The organism is Defluviimonas sp. D31 (genome assembly GCF_033436765.1).
Lineage (GTDB): Bacteria > Pseudomonadota > Alphaproteobacteria > Rhodobacterales > Rhodobacteraceae > Albidovulum.
Genome location: NZ_JAWQFN010000002.1, coordinates 521,980 through 540,881, shown reverse-complemented (window position 1 = coordinate 540,881; position 18,902 = coordinate 521,980). Strand labels below are relative to the sequence as shown.

The 18,902-nt window shown below is 62.5% G+C and carries 17 protein-coding genes and 4 pseudogenes; 9 read left to right on the top strand and 12 right to left on the bottom strand.

The window, feature by feature from the left end:
* Positions 1-107 precede the first annotated feature (107 nt).
* The 4 genes and pseudogenes from R5H32_RS06430 to R5H32_RS06415 form a co-directional block, all read left to right on the top strand.
* Positions 108-1,418: pseudogene (locus tag R5H32_RS06430) on the top strand (phage tail protein); the annotation flags it as partial.
* Between the two features lie 10 nt (positions 1,419-1,428).
* Positions 1,429-2,505: a DUF2793 domain-containing protein gene (locus R5H32_RS06425; RefSeq protein ID WP_318337846.1), complete on the top strand. Its 1,077-nt coding sequence runs from the start codon at positions 1,429-1,431 to the stop codon at positions 2,503-2,505.
* 52 nt (positions 2,506-2,557) lie between these two features.
* Positions 2,558-2,776: pseudogene (locus R5H32_RS06420) on the top strand (transposase); the annotation flags it as partial.
* Between the two features lie 457 nt (positions 2,777-3,233).
* A pseudogene (locus R5H32_RS06415) lies at positions 3,234-3,473 on the top strand (ATP-binding protein); the annotation flags it as partial.
* A gap of 161 nt (positions 3,474-3,634) precedes the next feature.
* On the opposite strand, the gene R5H32_RS06410 reads toward R5H32_RS06415, so the two are convergent.
* From R5H32_RS06410 to R5H32_RS06395, 4 genes are all read right to left on the bottom strand, one after another.
* Positions 3,635-5,116: a DUF1214 domain-containing protein gene (locus tag R5H32_RS06410; protein ID WP_318337845.1), complete on the bottom strand. Its 1,482-nt coding sequence runs from the start codon at positions 5,114-5,116 to the stop codon at positions 3,635-3,637.
* Positions 5,117-5,154: 38 nt separating this feature from the next.
* Positions 5,155-6,618: a DUF1214 domain-containing protein gene (locus R5H32_RS06405; RefSeq protein ID WP_318337844.1), complete on the bottom strand. Its 1,464-nt coding sequence runs from the start codon at positions 6,616-6,618 to the stop codon at positions 5,155-5,157.
* 305 nt (positions 6,619-6,923) lie between these two features.
* Positions 6,924-7,187, bottom strand: a complete 264-nt coding sequence (locus tag R5H32_RS06400; RefSeq protein WP_318337843.1) for a recombinase family protein — start codon at positions 7,185-7,187, stop codon at positions 6,924-6,926.
* Between the two features lie 15 nt (positions 7,188-7,202).
* Positions 7,203-7,412, bottom strand: coding sequence for a hypothetical protein (locus R5H32_RS06395; RefSeq protein ID WP_318337842.1), 210 nt, complete (start codon positions 7,410-7,412; stop codon positions 7,203-7,205).
* Between the two features lie 25 nt (positions 7,413-7,437).
* Here R5H32_RS06395 and R5H32_RS06390 point away from each other — a divergent pair, with 25 nt between their 5' ends.
* The 5 genes from R5H32_RS06390 to R5H32_RS06370 all read left to right on the top strand — a co-directional run bounded on the left by R5H32_RS06390 (position 7,438) and on the right by R5H32_RS06370 (position 10,599).
* Positions 7,438-7,743, top strand: coding sequence for an XRE family transcriptional regulator (locus R5H32_RS06390; RefSeq protein WP_318337841.1), 306 nt, complete (start codon positions 7,438-7,440; stop codon positions 7,741-7,743).
* Positions 7,744-7,842: 99 nt separating this feature from the next.
* Complete coding sequence (locus R5H32_RS06385) at positions 7,843-8,097, top strand: addiction module antitoxin (protein WP_318337840.1); 255 nt, start codon at positions 7,843-7,845, stop codon at positions 8,095-8,097.
* Between the two features lie 4 nt (positions 8,098-8,101).
* Positions 8,102-8,419, top strand: coding sequence for a type II toxin-antitoxin system RelE/ParE family toxin (locus tag R5H32_RS06380; protein WP_318337839.1), 318 nt, complete (start codon positions 8,102-8,104; stop codon positions 8,417-8,419).
* Between the two features lie 390 nt (positions 8,420-8,809).
* Entirely contained in the window at positions 8,810-9,769 is a 960-nt protein-coding gene (locus R5H32_RS06375; protein ID WP_318337838.1) for an IS481 family transposase, read from the top strand.
* Positions 9,770-9,841: 72 nt separating this feature from the next.
* Positions 9,842-10,599 (top strand): IS5 family transposase gene (locus R5H32_RS06370; protein WP_318337837.1). Its coding sequence is split into 2 segments (ribosomal slippage): positions 9,842-10,169 and positions 10,169-10,599, totalling 759 coding nucleotides; the frame shifts between segments, so codons are not numbered across the junction.
* 193 nt (positions 10,600-10,792) lie between these two features.
* Here the strand turns inward: R5H32_RS06370 and R5H32_RS06365 are convergent.
* The 8 genes and pseudogenes from R5H32_RS06365 to R5H32_RS06335 form a co-directional block, all read right to left on the bottom strand.
* Positions 10,793-11,332 (bottom strand): TetR family transcriptional regulator C-terminal domain-containing protein, encoded by a 540-nt coding sequence (locus R5H32_RS06365; protein WP_318337867.1) that lies wholly within the window; start codon positions 11,330-11,332, stop codon positions 10,793-10,795.
* A gap of 58 nt (positions 11,333-11,390) precedes the next feature.
* Positions 11,391-11,441, bottom strand: a pseudogene (locus tag R5H32_RS20975) (hypothetical protein); the annotation flags it as partial.
* A gap of 137 nt (positions 11,442-11,578) precedes the next feature.
* Entirely contained in the window at positions 11,579-13,129 is a 1,551-nt protein-coding gene (locus tag R5H32_RS06360; protein ID WP_318337836.1) for an ABC transporter substrate-binding protein, read from the bottom strand.
* A complete protein-coding gene (locus tag R5H32_RS06355; RefSeq protein ID WP_318337835.1) occupies positions 13,113-14,102 on the bottom strand; it encodes an ABC transporter ATP-binding protein in 990 nt (329 codons plus the stop codon). Before R5H32_RS06355 ends, R5H32_RS06360 begins: the two co-directional genes overlap by 17 nt.
* Positions 14,099-15,070 (bottom strand): ABC transporter ATP-binding protein, encoded by a 972-nt coding sequence (locus tag R5H32_RS06350; RefSeq protein WP_318337834.1) that lies wholly within the window; start codon positions 15,068-15,070, stop codon positions 14,099-14,101. Before R5H32_RS06350 ends, R5H32_RS06355 begins: the two co-directional genes overlap by 4 nt.
* Complete coding sequence (locus tag R5H32_RS06345) at positions 15,070-15,924, bottom strand: ABC transporter permease (protein ID WP_318337833.1); 855 nt, start codon at positions 15,922-15,924, stop codon at positions 15,070-15,072. Before R5H32_RS06345 ends, R5H32_RS06350 begins: the two co-directional genes overlap by 1 nt.
* On the bottom strand, positions 15,908-16,858 hold the full coding sequence (locus R5H32_RS06340) for an ABC transporter permease (protein WP_318337832.1): 951 nt from the start codon (positions 16,856-16,858) through the stop codon (positions 15,908-15,910). Before R5H32_RS06340 ends, R5H32_RS06345 begins: the two co-directional genes overlap by 17 nt.
* Before the next feature lie 21 nt (positions 16,859-16,879).
* Positions 16,880-18,898 (bottom strand): CocE/NonD family hydrolase, encoded by a 2,019-nt coding sequence (locus R5H32_RS06335; RefSeq protein WP_318337831.1) that lies wholly within the window; start codon positions 18,896-18,898, stop codon positions 16,880-16,882.
* Positions 18,899-18,902 lie beyond the last annotated feature (4 nt).

Below are 18,902 nucleotides of genomic sequence, written 5' to 3'. Positions count from 1 at the left end.
CCGCGCGTCAGCTTTGTGGGGAGCACACGCGTCAAGACGCGCGATAGTCCCAACCGTTGGGGACTATTCCGCCGCTACGCCGACCAACTTTGCGCCGGGATTGACACGCGGCCCTCGTCGAGGCGCGGCGCATCACTGTGGACACGACCCGGATCGCGTCCGAGTCCTTCCCGATGGCCGTGCCGCCCGAGGAGGCCGAGCGCCGCTGCCGCCGCGCGCTGATGGAAGCGTGGGTGGGGCGCGAGACCGCGGCCTTCCGTCTGCCGCCCTCGCGGCTCGCGCTGGATCCGGCCGATGCGATCCGGCTCGCCCATGACGGGCGGCTGGTGGATCTGCGGCTCGTCTCCATCGCCGACGCCGAGGCGCGCGGCATAGAGGCGGTCCGCCAGGACCGGGCGACCTACGATCTGCCGCCCGGCGATCCGCGCGCGGCATCGCTGACGCGCGCCGTCGTGTTCGGCGCGCCGGACGCGGTGCTGATGGACCTGCCGCAGCTGACCGAGGATCAGCCCGCGCATCGGCCGTTCGTCGCCGCCCACGCGGTTCCCTGGCCGGGCGAGATGGCGGTGTTCCGCAGCCCCTCGACCGATGGCTTCGAGCTGCTGGCCACGTTCGGCAGCCGCGCCCGGATTGGCACGCTGGTCTCTGATCTCTACGCGGGGCCCACCTCGCGCTTCGACCTCGGCAATGCGCTGGTCGTCGACCTGTTGACCGGCACGCTGGAAAGCGTCACCGACCTGACGCTGTTCGGCGGGGCGAACGCGCTCGCGATCGAGAGCGCGCCCGGCACCTGGGAGATCGTGCAGGCGGGCGCGGCGGAGCTGCTCGCCCCCGGCAGGTATCGGCTGACACGGCTCCTGCGCGGCCAGCGCGGTACGGAAGGCGCGATGGGCAACCCGGCCCCCGCTGGCGCCCGCGTCGCAGTGATCGACGACAGCCTCGCATCGCTGCCCATCGCCGAGGCTGATCTCGGCATCCCGTGGAACTGGCGCATCGGTCCAGCCAGCCGCCCGGTCAGCGACGAGACCTACGTGGCGCAGGCCTTCACGCCCACGGGCGCCGGGCTTCGGCCGTTCTCGGTCGCCCATGTCGAGCAGCCATGGCGCACGCCGCGCTCGCCCGGCGATCTCACCATCCGCTGGACGCGCCGGTCGCGCGCGCTCGCCGCCGACAGCTGGGGAGGACTGGAGGTGCCGCTGGCCGAGGAACTGGAAGTCTACGAGGTCGAGATCCTCGACGGCACTGCCGTGAAGCGGGTGCTGACCGCTTCCAACGCCAGCGCCATCTACACCGCCGCCCAGCAGACCGCAGATTGGGGCGCACCGCTCGCCCTCGGCGACAGCCTCACGATCCGCATGTTCCAGCTCTCCGCCCTTATCGGGCGAGGAGCGCCCAAGACCGTCACGCTTTTGTTCTGAAGGCCATCCCATGTCCGACGCCACGACCCATCTTCTGCTGCCCTACATCCTCGCGGCGCAGGCCCAGAAGCACGTCACCCACAACGAGGCGCTGAGGATCCTCGACGGGCTCGTCCAGCTCTCCGTCCTAGACCGGGATCTGACCGCACCGCCCGGAAGCCCTGACGACGGCGACCGCTACATCGTCGGCTCGGGCGCGACTGGCGACTGGGCGGGCTGGGACCTGAACGTGGCGCTCTGGACGGATGGGGCCTGGCTCCGCCTGCCGCCGCGCATCGGCTGGCGGGCATGGGTCGAGGACGAGGGGCTGCTGCTGGTCTACGACGGCGCGGACTGGACCGGGACAACGCCGGGCGCGCTGCAGAACCTCTCGCTGCTGGGGCTGGGGACGACGGCGGATACGTCGAACCCGTTCTCGGCCAAACTGAACGCCGCGCTCTGGACCGCCAGGACCGTGGCCGAGGGCGGCACCGGCGATCTCTTCTACACCATGAACAAGGAGGCGGCCGGCGACGATCTCGGGCTCACGCTGCAGACCGGCTTCGTCACCAAGGCGCTGGTCGGGCTCTTCGGCTCCGACCGTTTCCGCCTCGCGGTCTCGGCCGACGGCAGCACCTTCTTCGACGGGCTCAGCGTCGACAACGCCACCGGCATCGTCGATCAGCCCCGGCTGCCGCGGTTCAAGGCCTGGACGAACTACGACAACTACGTGGGCGTCGGGACCTGGACCAAGATCGGCCTCAACAACACCGACACCAACGATCAGGGAGCCTTTGACGCCGCGAACAACCACTTCGTGGCCCCCGTGGACGGCACCTACCTCTTCGGCGCGACGCTGCTCTACAAGGTGAACTCCAGCACGACGGCGCGCATGCGCGGGCGGCTCGTGCTGAACGGCACGACCGAAATCCGCGGCTCCCTCGGCGAAATCTCCGCCACCCACGTCTCGCTCGCCACCGCGATCTGGCTGCAGACCATGGTGCCGCTCACCGCGGGCGATACCGTCGAGCTGCAGGGGTATTTCCGGGTCGCGGACGGCTATTTCGCCGCCGACCAGACGTCCTTCTGGGGCGCGAAGATCGGCTGAGGGAGGCACGCCATGGCCCCACAACGACCCGAGGACGGCTTCGTCCGCATGCCCGAGCACGAATCCGCTCGAACGCGTCAACCGCGAGATCAAGCGCCGCGCCGACGTCGTCGGGATCTTCCCCAACGACGGAGCCATCGTCCGCCTGGTCGGCGCGCTGATGCTGGAGACAAACGACGAATGGGCAGTCGCAAGGCGATACATGTCGCTTGAAACCCTCGCCCGCGTGACCGACAATCCAACCGTCAGGCTGCCCGCAGTGGCCGTCTGATCAAGCCCTGACCTCTCCGAGGGTCGGCGCTCCTACACCACGCCGTGGGACACTATCGTGAGCCATGACGCGCGACAGACAGGGCATCGGAGCCTTGTTGCCCGTGGAGACGCCACGACAAGACGGCCTGGACGGGACTATTTTCTGCATAAGTGAAAGGCAGTGCGGTGCATAGGGCAGGGCGAATACGTCCTGGGAGCAAGCTTCGCGAGCGTTCCGGGGCGCCTCAGTCTGATTTCTGGAGTAGTGGAGCGAGGACAATATTTTGTTCATGAGCTGGTCGTCCTTCGTGGCCTTCGACGAGCCCAAGGCGCCGCTTCGCATAATAGGCGACGGCACGGCGCACCTCCAGGTCCAGAACGCCGTCCGTCATCCCATAGTCCATCATCACCACGCTCTTCTGATGATCTGTGAGATTTGGGTGTGGAACGATGCGAAGGCGCACCTTCTCTTGCCAGTCTTGGTCTTCTTCGGGTATCCGCCCTTCGCGCAAACCGGCGGACAGCTTCTGTTCCATCTCATCAGCAAGCTCTACGAACGAACATCGATCATCGTCACCACCAACCTGGCCTTCGGTGAATGGCCCAGCGTGTTCGGTGATGCCAAGATGACAACCGCGCTGCTCGACCGGCTCACGCATCACTGCGAGATCGTCGAAACCCGCAACGAAAGCTGGCGCTTCAAAAACCGTGCATAGCACCAATCCGAAACCCCGCAGGCCCGCCGCAGCTGCGTTACATGAGGACTACGCAGCGCCGGGCCTGCTCAGCACCAGAGGGGTCAATATTGGATGCCGATAGGGGGTCAAAGTTCAATGCCGATTGACAGCCATACGACCTTCCGGGACGTGACACGCAGCTATTCAGCCAGCTCTATGTCATTCAATTGCCAACTCTTGTCAAAGAAAGGCATGCGCGGACCGTAAAACCTGAAATAGGTGAACCAGTTCTGCCCTTCCGCAGTTTGCACCCAGTTCTTTTCAAACCCTTCGGGAGCCGTCGGCCCAATGTACACGGACGTGCTACCATCCGAATTCTGCATCAACCCGTCCAGTGAGTTGATCTCCGCCCGTTTCAATTCGTTCCGAAGCATGGAACGTGAATGATTGTCGTAGATGGTCAACGCCCAGAACTGATCGACAGGTGGGTCTGCCGGAACGAGCAGCGTGTAGTTTTTTCCACCGTCAAAGCCTCCGCCTTCTGCGGATTCATACTGGCTCAAATAGGCGCTTCCGGGTCCCGGTTCGGTCATTTTCATTGCCCAGGTGGAGCCGATGGCCTCATGAAAATACGAGGCTCGTTCGAACATCTGCCCGTGTGTCTCGTCGACTTGATCTGGTCGCTGGACAAGCGTGGTGAACCACCGCTTGTCATCGTAGTACCGTGCGCCTTCAAACCGCTTCTGGAAGGTATTGTTTATCGACATCAAATAGCCGACGTGTTCGGCTTCGATCAGCAGTTTCTGGAGCTCTGGGTCGGGATTGAATTCCTTGCCCTTCTCGATGCCCAGGTTCTTCAGTATCGCGTAAAAAAACTGGTCCCGGTCGAGCATTTTCTCTCTCTGAACGATGTCGTTCAGGTTTTCCCAGAATTCCATGCCATGTGGCTGATACTGCATGAAAACATCCGTCTCCTTGCGCAACTTTTCGCGTCCCGCAAGTTCTGGCTTGAGATAGGGGTAGGAATCGAACCCTTCGGTTACCTTGTCATGTTCGGGTCCGAATGGCTCCATGTTGCGCGTCCCCAGCCAGACAACATTGGTCGGGCTGTGGACGACTGTATAGCTGCCATCGTTCTCCGGCACGTCCTGATCGGGACCGACGACAAGCAATTTGATCCCTCTGCCCTGCTCTTTGCCAGCAACGCCGACGTCGAGAACGGGCCGTTGCCAGTAATCGCCAACGTACCCGGCGGTTGCGCCAGGAGGAATAATCCACACAGCGGGGCCCTGAGTTTCCAGGTTCACGAATGAGATCACATAAGTGACGGCCGTGTTGGGCGTCAGGACGCCACCGGCGCCGACATACCCTGTGTAGAGCGAAATCTGGCCATCCAGGTCAGGGCTGGCACCCATATCGACATTCGCGTTTTCCCAACCCTTCAACCCTGTCGCGGGAAGAGACCAGAGATAGGTCATGACGGCGCCATAGTAGTCCATGGCGTCGAAAAGTTTTTTGCTCGACTCGGGCGTTGGCACGCCACTCTTCATTTCAAGCCCGCTCAGGGTGAATGAATCGACGGCCACATCACCTTCGACGGTTTCGGACAATGCTTTGTCTGCCTGCAAACCGGACAGCAGAAAAAGCGAAGTGATAGCAGTAACAAGTACGGTCTTTTTCATGGTAGCGTTCTCCTGGCTTGTCTGTATTGGCTAGAGCTCTACTCGCTGGGAAGTCTCACCGGTCGTTCTGCTGTCCAGGCTTTCCCCAATCGTTCGAGATCTGGCCCGTAGATTCTGAAACCCACGAAGAAATCATTCTTGGTTGTTGGAATCCAGTTATTTTCGTGGCCCTCCGGTGCTTCCGGCCCAAAGAACACGTCGACAGACCCGTCTTCATTTTGCTGCAAATTCTTATTCAGAGAACTGATCGCGTATTTCTTGTGGGGATTTTCGATCATGGATGCGGTCTCAGCGTCGTAGAGAATCACCGACCAAAAGCTGGTGGCGGGCACATTGGGCGGAAGGTGCAGTTTGTAGGTCTTCCCGGGCTCCAACGGCCGGTCCTCGGTATCGGAAAATGTGATGGCGTAGTAGGTGGAGCTTCCCATATTCCGAGGCGGCCAGATAGCCAGGCCGAAGTAAGCGGCCCGCTCATCGACCTGAATGTAGTCGTCCGTCGTGAAGTCCGGGTCCCATGTCTCAGCCAGTCCTAGCGCTTTCCAGCCTTCAAGAACGCTGGGCGGCCATGACTGTGTCATGTTGTACTTGGCGGTCATCCAACCGATATCTGCAGCTTGCTGCAACAGCTCCAGTGTTTTCCGGTCCGTAGGGAAAGGCTGTCCTTTCTCTATCCCCAGCGATCGAAGCATGCCGATCGGATACTTGTCTTTTTCCTGAATGGGTTCTTTGCTGATGTAGTCATGCATCAGCCGGAATGCGCCAACGCCCTTATCGACTTCGCCTCCCACTGACTTCTTCAGCAAATCAAAGTAATTCTGCTTCCGCTGGGGATCGGATAGTGGATAAACCCTGACCCGTTTAACCCGGGCAATTGCATCGTCGATAGTCCCTTCGCCCAGCATCACTGAACGCAACCCCAGGCGTACCTGGAACGAATTGGATTGAATGGGTAGATAGCCCTCGGGCACTTCCCCCGAATAATCCGGAGGGAGAATCAGGTACTTGCCGCCCTTACCCTGATCCGGCGTAACTTCAGGAATGCCAAGATCCGTCAAAGCAACCTGCCATACATCAATAATCGATCCGAACAGGTACCCTTTATCGTCCATTGCGGGCTGCTCGTAGACGACGGGACCATCGTACAACTCCATGTGAACCGCGGCGTACACCGTCTCATTGTTGAAGGTCGAAAGCTTGACATCGTGACCGGAATATCCGCCGAAATAAGTAACATCCAGCATGTCGCCACCCGAAGCCTCGATGAGGGCATCGCGACCAGCGTAGGACTGATTAATCGGCAGAGCCCACAAGTAAAGCTCAACGCCACGACTGAGCAGAAGGTTGCTAGTGAGTGTTTCGACATCCTGCGGGAGAGGATATCCGCGCTTGATGGTGATCCCATTCACCTTATCGGTCTCCAGCTGGGCATGGGCGCCTGCTGAGACGATTAGGAGAGCAGCAAAGACCGCGCCGATTGGTGTTATGAATTTTCTAAGTTTCATGATTCCGATGGCTCCCGCTCTTTGGTTTGGTGAGTTCTTGCCACTCAAGTCCCGCAGGGGTGCTTGGCGTCGTGCTCTGCAACCTCCTGTTCGCGGCTCACTTTACTATCGCAAAATTAACCAGTTAGCAGTGACTGTCAACGGCGGAGCAAAATCCGGTTACGGGGCGGAGCAAAAGTCGGCCAGTCTGGGCGTGACCGGCGCCTTGGCAAACGTGCTCCCCATATAGCTGACGGTTGCCAAGGCGCCTTGGTCCGCATCATGAAACCGGCCCCAGCGGCTGACATCATAGACCAGAATGGCCTTTAATTCGCTTGGCCGGTTCTTACCTCTGCCATCAGGTTCTGCAGCGCCTCGCGACCGTCCAGCCGCAACCCGGACCGACCGGAGGCCTCGAAGACGCGCAGGATCTGCAGGCCCCGGGCGGTGGCGTAATCCCGAATGATGTCGAGTTGGTTCTCAGTCGAGTACTTCTGGTGATCGGTCGACATCCGCACATAGGCGACGGCTGGGATATCCTGTCCGGCCTCGTCACCTTTGTCCTCGCTGTTGTATCGACCGTTATTCAAATCGGGTTTTCCTTTTCAGCCTTTTTTGGGTTCAAATTTTCCATCTGGCACAAACTCGTCTGGAAATTCGTTTCCTGAAACGGGCAAGGTCTTTCCGTTTTCCCGGCGGTCATTTTTCAAACTCCAATTCATTACTGCGCTCCCAAAATCAGTAGTGTCCGTCAAGCGCGGTCCAATGACCCGCAACGGACAAAATCGACTCCCGCCGTTTTCATGGTTCTTCAATTGTTTAACGAAGAAGGACGTGAAAATGCGCGTGAAGATGGGCACAGTTGTGCCGAAAATGGGCACATTTGTGCACCTGGTCGACGAGCCAACAGATTATCGAACCGCCATAGCGATGGCTCTGCACGAAGAGTTGGACGACACACACAGGGCAATCAAAATGGCCATGCGCTGGACGGGTGCCAGCGAACGCACCGTGAGGTACTGGTTCTCGGGCGAGCGGGGGCCGAGCGGCGACCATCTGATCGCCCTCGCGCGGCATTCGGATGCTGTGCTCTATGTTGTTCTTGCACTTGCGGGCCGCCACATTGTCGAGGAGGCAGACGATTGAGGGACGAACGATGATCGGCGGGAGCAGGGTGCAGCTCACTCTTGTTTTGTGTGCGTTTTTGGTTATATTGAATACAGGCGAGATGAGAGGTGCCGTGCCATGTCCCGAACGACCACGATGACCGTCCGTCTTGGTGGGGCACTGAGTGACTTCGTGTCGGCCAACGTAGGCGATGACGGGTCCTATGAGAACGTCAGCGAGTACATCCGTGACCTGATCCGGCGTGACAAGGAGAGGGCGGAGCAGGAAGCCTTCAACCGGCTGAAGGGCGAGCTTACCCTTGCCTTCGCAGCCCCGGAGGAGACATACCAGTCATTGACGGCGGCCGAGGTGATCGCGCGGAACCGGGCCTGATCCAGTGCCCGCCATTCGTATTCAGGAAGGGGCGTCGCACCGCCTCGATGGCATCTACCGCTACACCCGTGACAGGTGGGGAGATGATCAGGCCGAGAAATACATCACCGGCCTGTTCGCCGCCTTCGACAAGATCGCAGCACACGGTGTCGCGTCGAAACCGATCCCAGCCGAGTTTGGTGTTGAAGGGTTCTTCTTTCGATACGAGCGTCATTTCGTCTACTGGCGTCATCTATCGAATGGCGACATCGGGATCGTGACCATCCTGCATGAGCGCATGCATCAGATCGACCGCTTCCGGGATGACTTTGGGCTCGGCTGATCGGACGCCTTTTCACGGCGCATCAGATTTGCGCAGCGTGGAATCGTCAATGTTTGCACGGTCCAGCGGTAACAGTAGCCACCTACTTGCTGGAGGTGAGGAGGATGCCGCTCTCACCAGACGGCATCACCACGTGAGACGCTTGCAGTGCTGGAAGCGCTCGTGGGGTGCATTGCGCGAAAAATATTAATTTAAAATCAATGGCTTGATGTGGAGAAGGTTCGACGCCAGTCCCGTTCCCTCCGCCACATACACCATTTAATCTATTCATATCGTTGAACGTTTAACGTCACGACCCTGGTACTTCCCCCTAAATTTCCCCCATATCCTTAGGTGTTTGATCCCAGGGTTTGATGGTGCGATCCATTCGTCGGAATGGAAGGAAGCACTATGGGACAAGTTCGTCACGGCAGCGCCACGACCACGCACGCCGTCAGAGCTGCAATACAGCGATCGCAAGCTTCGACCGCGGCGCTGAGCCGGGAGCTCGGTATCAACCCGAAGACGGTCGCCAAGTGGCGGAAGCGCGAGACGGTCGAGGATTGCAAGACCGGTCCGAAGGAACCGCGCTCGTCCGTTCTCAGCGAAGCGGAGGAGGCGATGGTCGTCGCATTCCGAAGGCATACGCTTCTGCCGCTGGACGATTGTCTCTATGCCCTTCAACCCTCGATCCCGCATCTGACACGATCGGCACTTCATCGGTGTCTTCAGCGTCATGGCATCTCGCGGCTACCGGACGTCGAGGGCGACAAACCCAAGCGGCAGCGTTTCAAACGCTACCCCATCGGCTTCTTTCACGTCGATATTGCCGAGGTACAGACCGCCGAGGGAAAGCTCTACCTCTTCGTGGCCATCGACCGCACCAGCAAGTTCGCGGTCGCCCAGCTCATTGAAAAGGCTGACAGGCGCACCGCATGGGAGTTCCTGGAACACCTGCTCGAGGTAGTTCCCTATCAGATCCACACGATCCTCACTGACAATGGGATCCAGTTCGCCGACCAGCCAAGGAACCGGAACACCGCATATTCCAGGCAAATGCGCTTCGACATGATCTGCGAGGCAAACGGGATCGAGCACAGGCTGACGAAACCCAACCACCCTTGGACCAATGGCCAGGTCGAGCGGATGAACCGCACGATCAAGGACGCGACAGTGAAACGCTTCCATTACGAGAGCCATAATCAGCTCCGCAGCCACCTCGAAGACTTCATGGCCGCTTACAACTTTGCTCGCAGGCTCAAGACCCTCAGCGGCCTCACGCCCTACGAATATATCTGCAAAGTCTGGACTTCAGAGCCGGACAGATTCATCGTCGATCCGATCCACCAGATGCCGGGACTGAACACTTAGGGTCAGGACCCATTAATTGACTTGCGGGTGACCTGCCGGCGTGATTCACGCTCCCGAACTGATGGGGGCATGATGAGCAATCTTTTCTGGCTGACCGATGAGCAGATGGCGCGGCTCCAGCCGTTCTTTCCCAAGAGCCATGGTAAGCCGAGGGTCGATGACCGGCGCGTGTTGAGCGGGATAATCTTTATCAATCGCAATGGTTTGCGGTGGCGCGATGCGCTGTCCGCATATGGCCCGCCGAAGACGCTCTACAACCGATGGAAGCGCTGGAGCGAGATGGGCGTGTTCGCCAGGATCTTCGAGGGGCTGGCCTCGGAAGCGACCGACGAGACGACGATCATGATCGACGCGACTTATCTGAAAGCCCATCGCACGGCATCGAGCCTGCGGTCGAAAATGGGGGATGCGGGCGGCTGATCGGGCGGACCAAGGGCGGCATGAACACCAAGCTGCACGCCGTCACCGATACCAACGGACGACCCATACGCTTCTTCATGACCGCCGGGCAGGTCAGTGACTACGCCGGCGCGGCGGCGCTCCTGAGCAATCTGCCAAAGGCCGACTGGCTGCTCGCCGACCGGGGCTATGATGCGGATTGGTTCCGCCAAGCCCTGAAAGACAAGGGGATCAAGCCCTGCATCCCGGGCAGGAAGTCCCGAGGCAAGCCCGTCAGATACGACAAGCGCCGCTACAGACGCCGCAACCGCATCGAGATCATGTTCGGCAGGCTCAAGGATTGGCGGCGGGTGGCAACCCGCTACGACAGATGCCCCAAGGTCTTCCTCTCGGCCGTCGCCCTCGCCGCAACCGTAATGTTCTGGCTATGAGTCCTGACCCTAGAAAAGGCCGCGGCGCGGTTGTTGGTCTCGTCAGCGCTCCGCAATGCACTTTGCCTTTCAGATCATTTCTTGGTGCCTTCTTTCCATGCGAGAGGGCAGAAAGGAACGGCCTAATTCTATTCCTCTGACAATACCGTTCACATGCCTCCCGGCGACCGGAGGTGACCGGGCACTGCCGTATTCAAAACTCGCCGAGATGTGGCTCGAGGAACAACCTGCAGGCGGCCTGCGCTTCTTTTGCGGTCATGGAGGCGGGTTCGATGCAGTGCTGGATGCCAAGCCCATCGACAAGGCAGACGAACGACCGGGCGAGTGCGTCGGCGTCCGTGTCGCGCCCCTTCGCCCTGGAGACTTCGCGGATCGCCTCGGCGACATCTCCGACATAACGGGCGTATTGCACCCGGTGCTCGGCTCCGAGGTCCGGATTGATCGAGATCTGGCCCCAGAGCGTCAGCCAGATGTTGAACGCTTCCCGGTTGAAGACCTCGGGCGCGAAAAAGGCATCGAGCAGCGCTGAAAGCCGCGTCTCGCCCGGTGCCACGTCTCGGGCCAGCCTGGTAGAGCCGTCATACATGGTCGCGTAGACCGCCGCCAGCAGCGCGTTCATCGAGCCGAAGTGATGGCTGATCAGGCCTCGGGACACGCCCGCCTCGGCACAGATCTTGTCGACCGTGAACTCCTGGATGCCGCCCCGCGCCATGCAGGCGAGCCCCGCCTCGATCAGCNAGCGCGTTCATCGAGCCGAAGTGATGGCTGATCAGGCCTCGGGACACGCCCGCCTCGGCACAGATCTTGTCGACCGTGAACTCCTGGATGCCGCCCCGCGCCATGCAGGCGAGCCCCGCCTCGATCAGCGTCGAGCGTCGCTCCTCGCTGGTCATGCGGACATATCTCGGCGCTGTCGGCTTCTGCTTCATCGAGGTTCCTTGACAGAGGTGGCGCCCAAAGTCGGGCGCCACCCCGGAGGTCAGACTTTCGTGAACCTTACCGGATCGGGATGCCCGTCCGAAAGTATGAACGGGCTGAGGTTCGCGTCGTGGATTGCCACCAGCGGCTCAAAGCATATGAAAACGAAATCGCCGGATTCCTCCATCAGATCCTCCATCCGATTGAACATAGCCTTGCGCTTTGCCGTGTCCTGCTCGACCAGCGACTTCTGGTACAGCTCCTCGTATTCAGCGCTGTCGAAGAAGCTCCAGTTGTAAACGCCGATCTGGTCGGGGCGGAACCAGACGAGGTTCTCGGTAGGATCCACACCCCCGGCGAAGCTCTGCAGCACGAGCTCCAGCGAGAGATAGTCGTCCCCAGCCGTCTTATCGCCGAGCGCCCAGTAAGCAGCATCCTCGGTCGGCTGGATGACGATGTTCATCCCGGCTTCGGTAAGGCTTGCCTGAATGATCTGAGCGATCGCCTGGGAGGTTGAATCGGTCTGCGACACGAGGTTCAGCGTCAACCCCTCTGCACCCGCCTCGGCGAGAAGCGCCTTGGCCTTCTCAACGTCGCGCGTGTCGATGATGTTCTTCTCGCGCGCGAAGGCGGTGCCTGGCTGAACGACACCGGCGGAACGCCCGACAAGCCCATCATAGGCGCCCTGAAGCACCGCATCGCTGTCATAGGCGTATTGGATCGCCTGCCTCACGCGGATATCCTTCAGGGGCTCCGCGTTCTGGTTGACGGTCAACCAGACATAGCGCGTGGATTCCGCCTCGATCAGCGCCGCGCCTTCGGGCATCGCGTTCTTCAGCTGTTTGACCGCGGCGGGCGAGAGCCGTGTGTAATCGAAGGCGTCGGCCTCATAGGCAAGCTGCGCGGCCTGGTCGTCGGTGACGATATAGATTTCGACGGTCGCGAAGCCCGGCTTTTCGCCGGCCCAGGCCGGGTTCGAGACCAGCGTCACCTTCTGTTGCTGTTCCCAGCTTTCGAAAAGGTATGGTCCGCACTGTGCGGGGATCTCGGTCGTGTACTTGCCGCCCACCGCCTCGACCGCCGCCTTGCAGACAATGTGGCCGCCGTAATAGGGCATCGCAATGACGATGAAGGGCGCGAAGGCTTCGGTCAGATGGATGATGCCGCTCCGGTCATCAATGACCTCGACCTCCTTCAGCTTCTCGAACTGATAGGCCCAGGCGCTGTCGGACCCGGCAATCCGTTCATAGGAGAACTTGACGTCATGGGCGGTGACGGGCCCGTAGTCGCCGGTCCAGACCAGCCCCTCGCGCAGCGTGAAGGCGAGCCGGGTGCCGTCGAGCCATTCGAGCTTTTCGGCGGCGTAGAGCTCCCACTGGTTGCCTGCCCTCATGTCGCCCATCCGCACCAGCGACACCTGCGTGCAGCGCGGGATGATCTCGTCCAGTTCGCCGATTATGCCCCACGGGTCGAGCACCTGGAAATCCGAGGTCACGCGGATACGCAGGGTATCGCCTTCGGCGGCCCAGGCAAAATGCGGTGAGGCGGCCGCAAGGGCCAGCCCGGTACCGGCAAGCTTCAGGAATTGTCGTCTGTCAGTGCTCCAGTTCATGTCTTCCTCCCTCTGTTATGTCTTTGGCGAAATGGCAGCGCACAGCGCGGCCCTGGCCGAGATCGTTCAGCGCGGGCGGTTCTGCGCGGCAGATGTCCTGGGCCAGTGGGCAGCGTGTGTTGAACTCGCACCCTACCGGACGACGCAGGATGCTCGGGATCTCGCCCCGTATCGCCAAATCGGTACGGCGCTTGCGGGGATCGGGCTTCGGTTCCGCCGCGATCAAGCTTTGCGTGTAGGGGTGGCGGGGGGCGGCGAAGATGGCACGAGTCGGCCCGGTCTCGACCAACCGCCCGAGATAGAGGACCGCAATGCGGTCGGCGACATGGCGGACGAGCGCGAGGTTGTGGGTGATGATCATATAGCTCAGGCCGTGGCGAGCCTTGAGGTCGCTCATCAGGTTGAGGATTTCCGCCTGAACCGACACATCGAGCCCCGCCGTCGGCTCATCGGCAATCACCAGAACAGGCTTGAGCGCGAGAGCTCGGGCCACGCCCACTCGCCTCGCCTGGCCGCCGGAAAGTTCGTGCGGATAGCGTGCGGCCATCTCAGGCGGCAGGCCGACCTCGGCCAAAAGCTCGGCCGCCTTTTCGTGGTGGTTTCGGATCGCAATCCTGTGGATCGCGAAAGGTTCCGTCACAGCCTCGCCCACCGTCATGCGGGGCGAGAGCGACGCCGTCGCGTCCTGGAACATCAATGCCGTCCGACGACGGATGGCTCGGAAGTCGGCGGGCCGGGCCAGGTCGGAGCCTTCGAACCGGACGCTGCCGCCGGTGATCTGCTGCAGACCCAGCACGGCGCGGGCGAGCGTTGTCTTGCCTGACCCGCTTTCTCCCACGAGTCCGAGGGTCTCACCCGGCTTCAGATCCAGAGTCACACCGGCGAGAATGTTGAGCGACCGCCGTGCGGCACCGAACCATCCGCCAAGCGCGAGATCGACGCCGAGATCGTCGATCGTCAGGAGCGCGGTCATGGCGCGACCTCGTGGCAGAGCGCGCTGCGGTCCGGTCCGAGCGCCACGCGGGGAGGTGGCACGATCCGGCAACGTTCGGTGGAAAGGCGACAGCGCTCGGCGAAGGCGCAACCGGGTGGCGGGTGCGCAAGGTCCGGCAACCGCCCCCCGATGGCGGGAAGCCGCCCCGTTGCTTCCTCTATAAGCGCGGGATCGCAGGCCAGAAGCGCGCGGGTATAGGGATGGCGGGGGTCGTGATAGAGCACATCGACCGGCGCTTCCTCCACAACCTCGCCGGCATACATGACCGCCACGCGATCGCACAACTCGGCGATGACGCCCAGATGGTGCGTCACGATGACGATGGCGCAGCGGTAGTCGGCCTGCAACTCGCGCAGGAGGTGGACGATCTGCGCCTCCATCGTGACGTCGAGGGCCGTCGTCGGCTCGTCCGCGATGAGGACGGCGGGCCGCATCAGCAAGGCTGCGGCGATGGCCGCGCGCTGGCGCATACCGCCTGAAAGTTCGTGCGGAAACCGGCTCATGGCCAGGTCCGGATCGGTAAGGCCGACCCTGGCCAGCATGTGCTGCGCGCGGATCCACTTCTCGCGTCGGGGCACGTCGTTGATGTTGAACTGGAAATCGACGAGCTGTTCGCCCACTGTCAGGACCGGGCTGAACGCGGTCATCGGGTCTTGGAAGACCATCGCGATCTCGCGCCCGCGGAGCCTCCGCCGGCTGTCGCGCGAGAGGGAGAGGATATCCTGACCCCGCAGGCGAACCGTGCCAGAAGTGATTTCGGCATTCGCCCCCGTCAGGTCGATCATCGCCGCCGCGAGCGTCGACTTGCCGCAGCCGCTTTCGCCGGCTATCCCCAGAACCTCGCCTTGCCGGACGGCGATGCTGACACTCCTCAGGGCCGCAACGGTGCCGCCCGGCACCCGGTAGCGGAGCGACAGGTTCTCGACCGAGAGGACCGGTTCGCTCATCATGGCTCCCCCCGTCTGAGCTTGGGGTCGAGCGCGTCGCGCAGGCCTTCGCCGAGGAAAGTGAAGCCGAGCGTGGAAAGCACCAGCGGCAGGCCCGCGACAAGTACCATGTAGGGCGCGGATCGGATCGAGGTGTAGCCATCGTAGAGGATGTTGCCCCAGGACGGCGTCGGCGGCCGGACGCCGAGATTGAGATAGGACAGTCCCGCCTCGAGCATGATGACCACGGGCACGTCCATCGACAGGAGGATGACCAGGGGGCCGACCACGTTGGGCAGCAGATGGCGGAAGAGGATGCGGGCCGAAGACGCCCCCATCGCCCTTTCCGCGACGATGAAGTCCGCGCCCGCGAGGCCCAGCGTCTGCGCCCGGATCAGCCGCGCATAGGCGGGGATTGAGACGAGGACGACGACGAGGATCAGCGTCCCGGTGCCGGGGCCGACGATGGTGATGACGGCCAGCGCGAACATGATCATCGGCAGCGAGGACATCGAGTCGAACATCAGGACCAGCACCGCGTCGAGCCAACGAGGCCCGATACCGGCGATCATGCCTAGGATCAGCCCGCCAAGTCCCGCGAGCCCGACCGAGGTCAGCGCGATCGACAGGGCGGTCCGCGCCCCGAAGACGATCCGCGACAGGAGGTCCCGGCCCAGATGGTCCGTGCCGGCGAAATGCGCGAGCGATGGCGGCTGGAACTTCTCGACGACATTAAGCTTGATCGGATCGGCCGGGGCGACCCACGGCGCGAAAAGCGCCATCGCGACGAAGAGCAGCACGAGACCCAGACCGAGCGTTCCCATGGGGTCGGCGAGAAGCGCGCGCAGAGCCCTGAACCTACCGCCGGAAGACATCGCGCACCCTCGGATCGAGCCTTGCGATCAGGAGATCGGCGGCGGTGACGACAAATAGATAGAAGGCAGTCATGAACAGGACGGTGCCCATCACAACCGGATAGTTCCGCTTCTGCACCGCGCCGGTGATGAGCGTCCCGATGCCGGGGCGGCCGAAGACCGTCTCGACGAAGACCGCGCTCGACAGGATCGAGCCGAGGCCGACGGCGAGCAACGCAATCGTGGGGATGATCGCGACCCGGAGCGCGTAGCGGAAGACGACCTTACGTTCGGGCAGGCCGAAGGCGCGGGCAGTTCGGATGTAGTTCTCGCCCATCACCTCCAAGAGCGAGGCGCGTACCAGCCGCGCAAGATAGCCGACCCAGCCGATGCCGAGCGCGAAGGCAGGCAGAATGAGCGCGCGGGCCTGGCTGCCGAAATCGCCCGGCGTGCCCGCGCCGATGGCGGGCAGCCAGCGCAGCCAGACGGCGAAGATCAGGATCGCGTAGATCGCGACGACGAAGGCGGGGACCGAGATCAGCCCGACAGACAGGATGCCGAGAATCCGGTCGGTCACAGTGCCGCGCCAGACGACCGCGGCGCAGCCAAGCGCGACGCCGAGCACCACCGCCCAGCCGAGCGCGGTGACGCCGAGAACGAGCGTGTTCGGGAAGAATTCGAGGATCTGGTCGAGCACAGGGCGCTTGGACCAGACGTCATAGCCCAGGTCGCCGGTGGCTGCGTTGTGGAAGAAGTGCCAGACCTGCATCAGCACCGGCTCGTCGAGCCCCATCCGTTCGCGCAGCAGCTCCTTCAGCTCTGGCGTCGCCCTTGGACCGAGCGCAAGCGAGGCAGGGTCGCCCGGCACGAGGAACACCATCGCGTACATCGCCACCATCACCGTGATCAGGATGACGACGGCCAGGGCGATGCGTTTGACGGCATATCTCAGCATGTTCCCGCCCGCTGCCCCCTCTCACACATGGTCGCGCGGGATCCTCTCGTCCCATTTGCGCTCGAAGAGCGTCGTTCCGTCTTCGGTGATCCGCAGGGACGTCTCGACCCTGAAATGCGTGGCATCGCAGGTTAGCCGACCTGTCGAATGATGGCCGAACGCGCCGTCCTTGCGCTGGATGACAACATTGGCCCCGGCCTCACAGGCGGCCGAAAGCGGGTCGCCGTCGATGATGCGGTAGCGGGCGAAGGCGTCGGAGGTGACGGTCTGACCGATATCAGGCATCTCGTGGGCGTAGGTCCACCGCGGGAAATCCACGACCAACTCGCCGCTCAGGAGGCCGCGGCTGACGGAGCGGCGCAGTTTCGGCGCGGCCGGATGTTCGACCGAGGGCGTCGGGGCGGCCATCTCGGGCGGGTCGAAGGGGCGGAGGGCCGCGTCGGCGGTGTCGGGTGGGCGGACCGGGAGGGCGAGCCGGCTCTCGCCGGTCCGAACGGTCAGCGTGGCCAGTTCGGGCGACGGCCAGCAGATAGGCCAGTAGGTTGTCGAGAGCGAAACCGCGATCCGGTGGCCGGCCGGGAAGGCATGGGCGATGTCGTCAAGGTCGATGACCGCGTCGTAGACCCGACCGGGCTCCAAAGCCTTTGCATGTTCGTGGCTGTCGCGATGGGTCAGGTTGAGGCAACCGAGCGTCACACGGGTGGACCGACCGTCAGGCCAGACGTCGTTCAACCGCACCGCGACGAGAGCCATCGGCTTGTCGCAGGAAAACCGCAGGTGAAGCTGTGGCGCGCCGAGGATCTCTATGCGCTCGGGCAGCGGCTCGGTCGCGAAGACGAGCGAGCCGCCATCGTCCTCGCGCTGGTCGGTCGGCCACTCGGCGTCCTCGCCGTATCGTCCGACCTCTCCGGCAGCGAGCCCGACCCAGAGCGGCGAACAGATCGGCAGGTCGCTCACCCCCTCGGCGGTGGCCGTGAGCCGACCGTCCGGGTTGAGGTGCAGCGTCTGGTGCCTGATACGCAGCGAGGGCCATTCCGCCTCGGCGACCCAGCGGCCGGGGCGTTCGAGATAGCAGGTCGAGGGCGGCACGCTCTCCTGCATCCAGACCCGGTACATGGGGTCGTCCACCATCCCGCCCGGCGCGCCCTTCATCCAGTGATCGCACCAGCGCCGGACTTCCTGCAGCCAGCCGATGGCGGGCTCGACCGTGACATCATGCGGGAAGGAATGCGCCCAGGGGCCGATCAGCCCGCGCCGGGGTCCGGACAGACCGGCGAGCAGCCGGGGCACGCTTTCGGAGTAGTTGTCGGCCCAGCCCGAGACGGCAAGAACCGGGATGGTGATCGCCGAGAAATCCTCGCAGACCGAGCCGTGCTGCCAGTAGGCGTCGCGGCGCTGATGCGACAGCCAGTGCAGGATCCACGGCGAGTTGGCCCTCATCCGTGCTTGCCACATGTCGCGCCAGGCGGGGCCCACGATCTCTGGGTCCGGCGGCAGGTCGTTATGGGCCAGCATCGTCGCGGACCAGTCGAAATTGTCCTTGCTGAGGCAGCCGCCGACATAGTGGACGTCCGTCGCGTAACGGTCGTCGGTCGAGCCCACGGTGATGATTGTCTTCAGGGCGGGCGGGCGCCGCGCCGCGATCTGGAGGCCGTTGAAGCCGCCCCAGGAGATGCCGTACATCGCGACCTGGCCGTCGCACCAATCCTGCCCGGCAATCCAGCCGATGGCGTCGCAGCCGTCCAAAATTTCGCGTTCGGTGTACTCGTCCTCGATCAGCCCCTCGCTGTCCCCGGTGCCTCGGATGTCCAGCCTCAGGCAGGCATAACCGTGACCGGCAAGCCAGGCATGCATCTTCTGGTCGCGGACGCGCGTTCCCTCGCGCTTGCGGTAAGGCAGGTATTCAAGGATCGCGGGCACCGCGCCATTGCCCTTCGGCCGCCAGAGCTTCGCGGCGAGGCGCGTACCATCGGGCATCGGCACGAAGATGTTCTCGACGATCTCGACCTCATGGGGGAATGTGTCTCGGATCGTCGTCATGGCT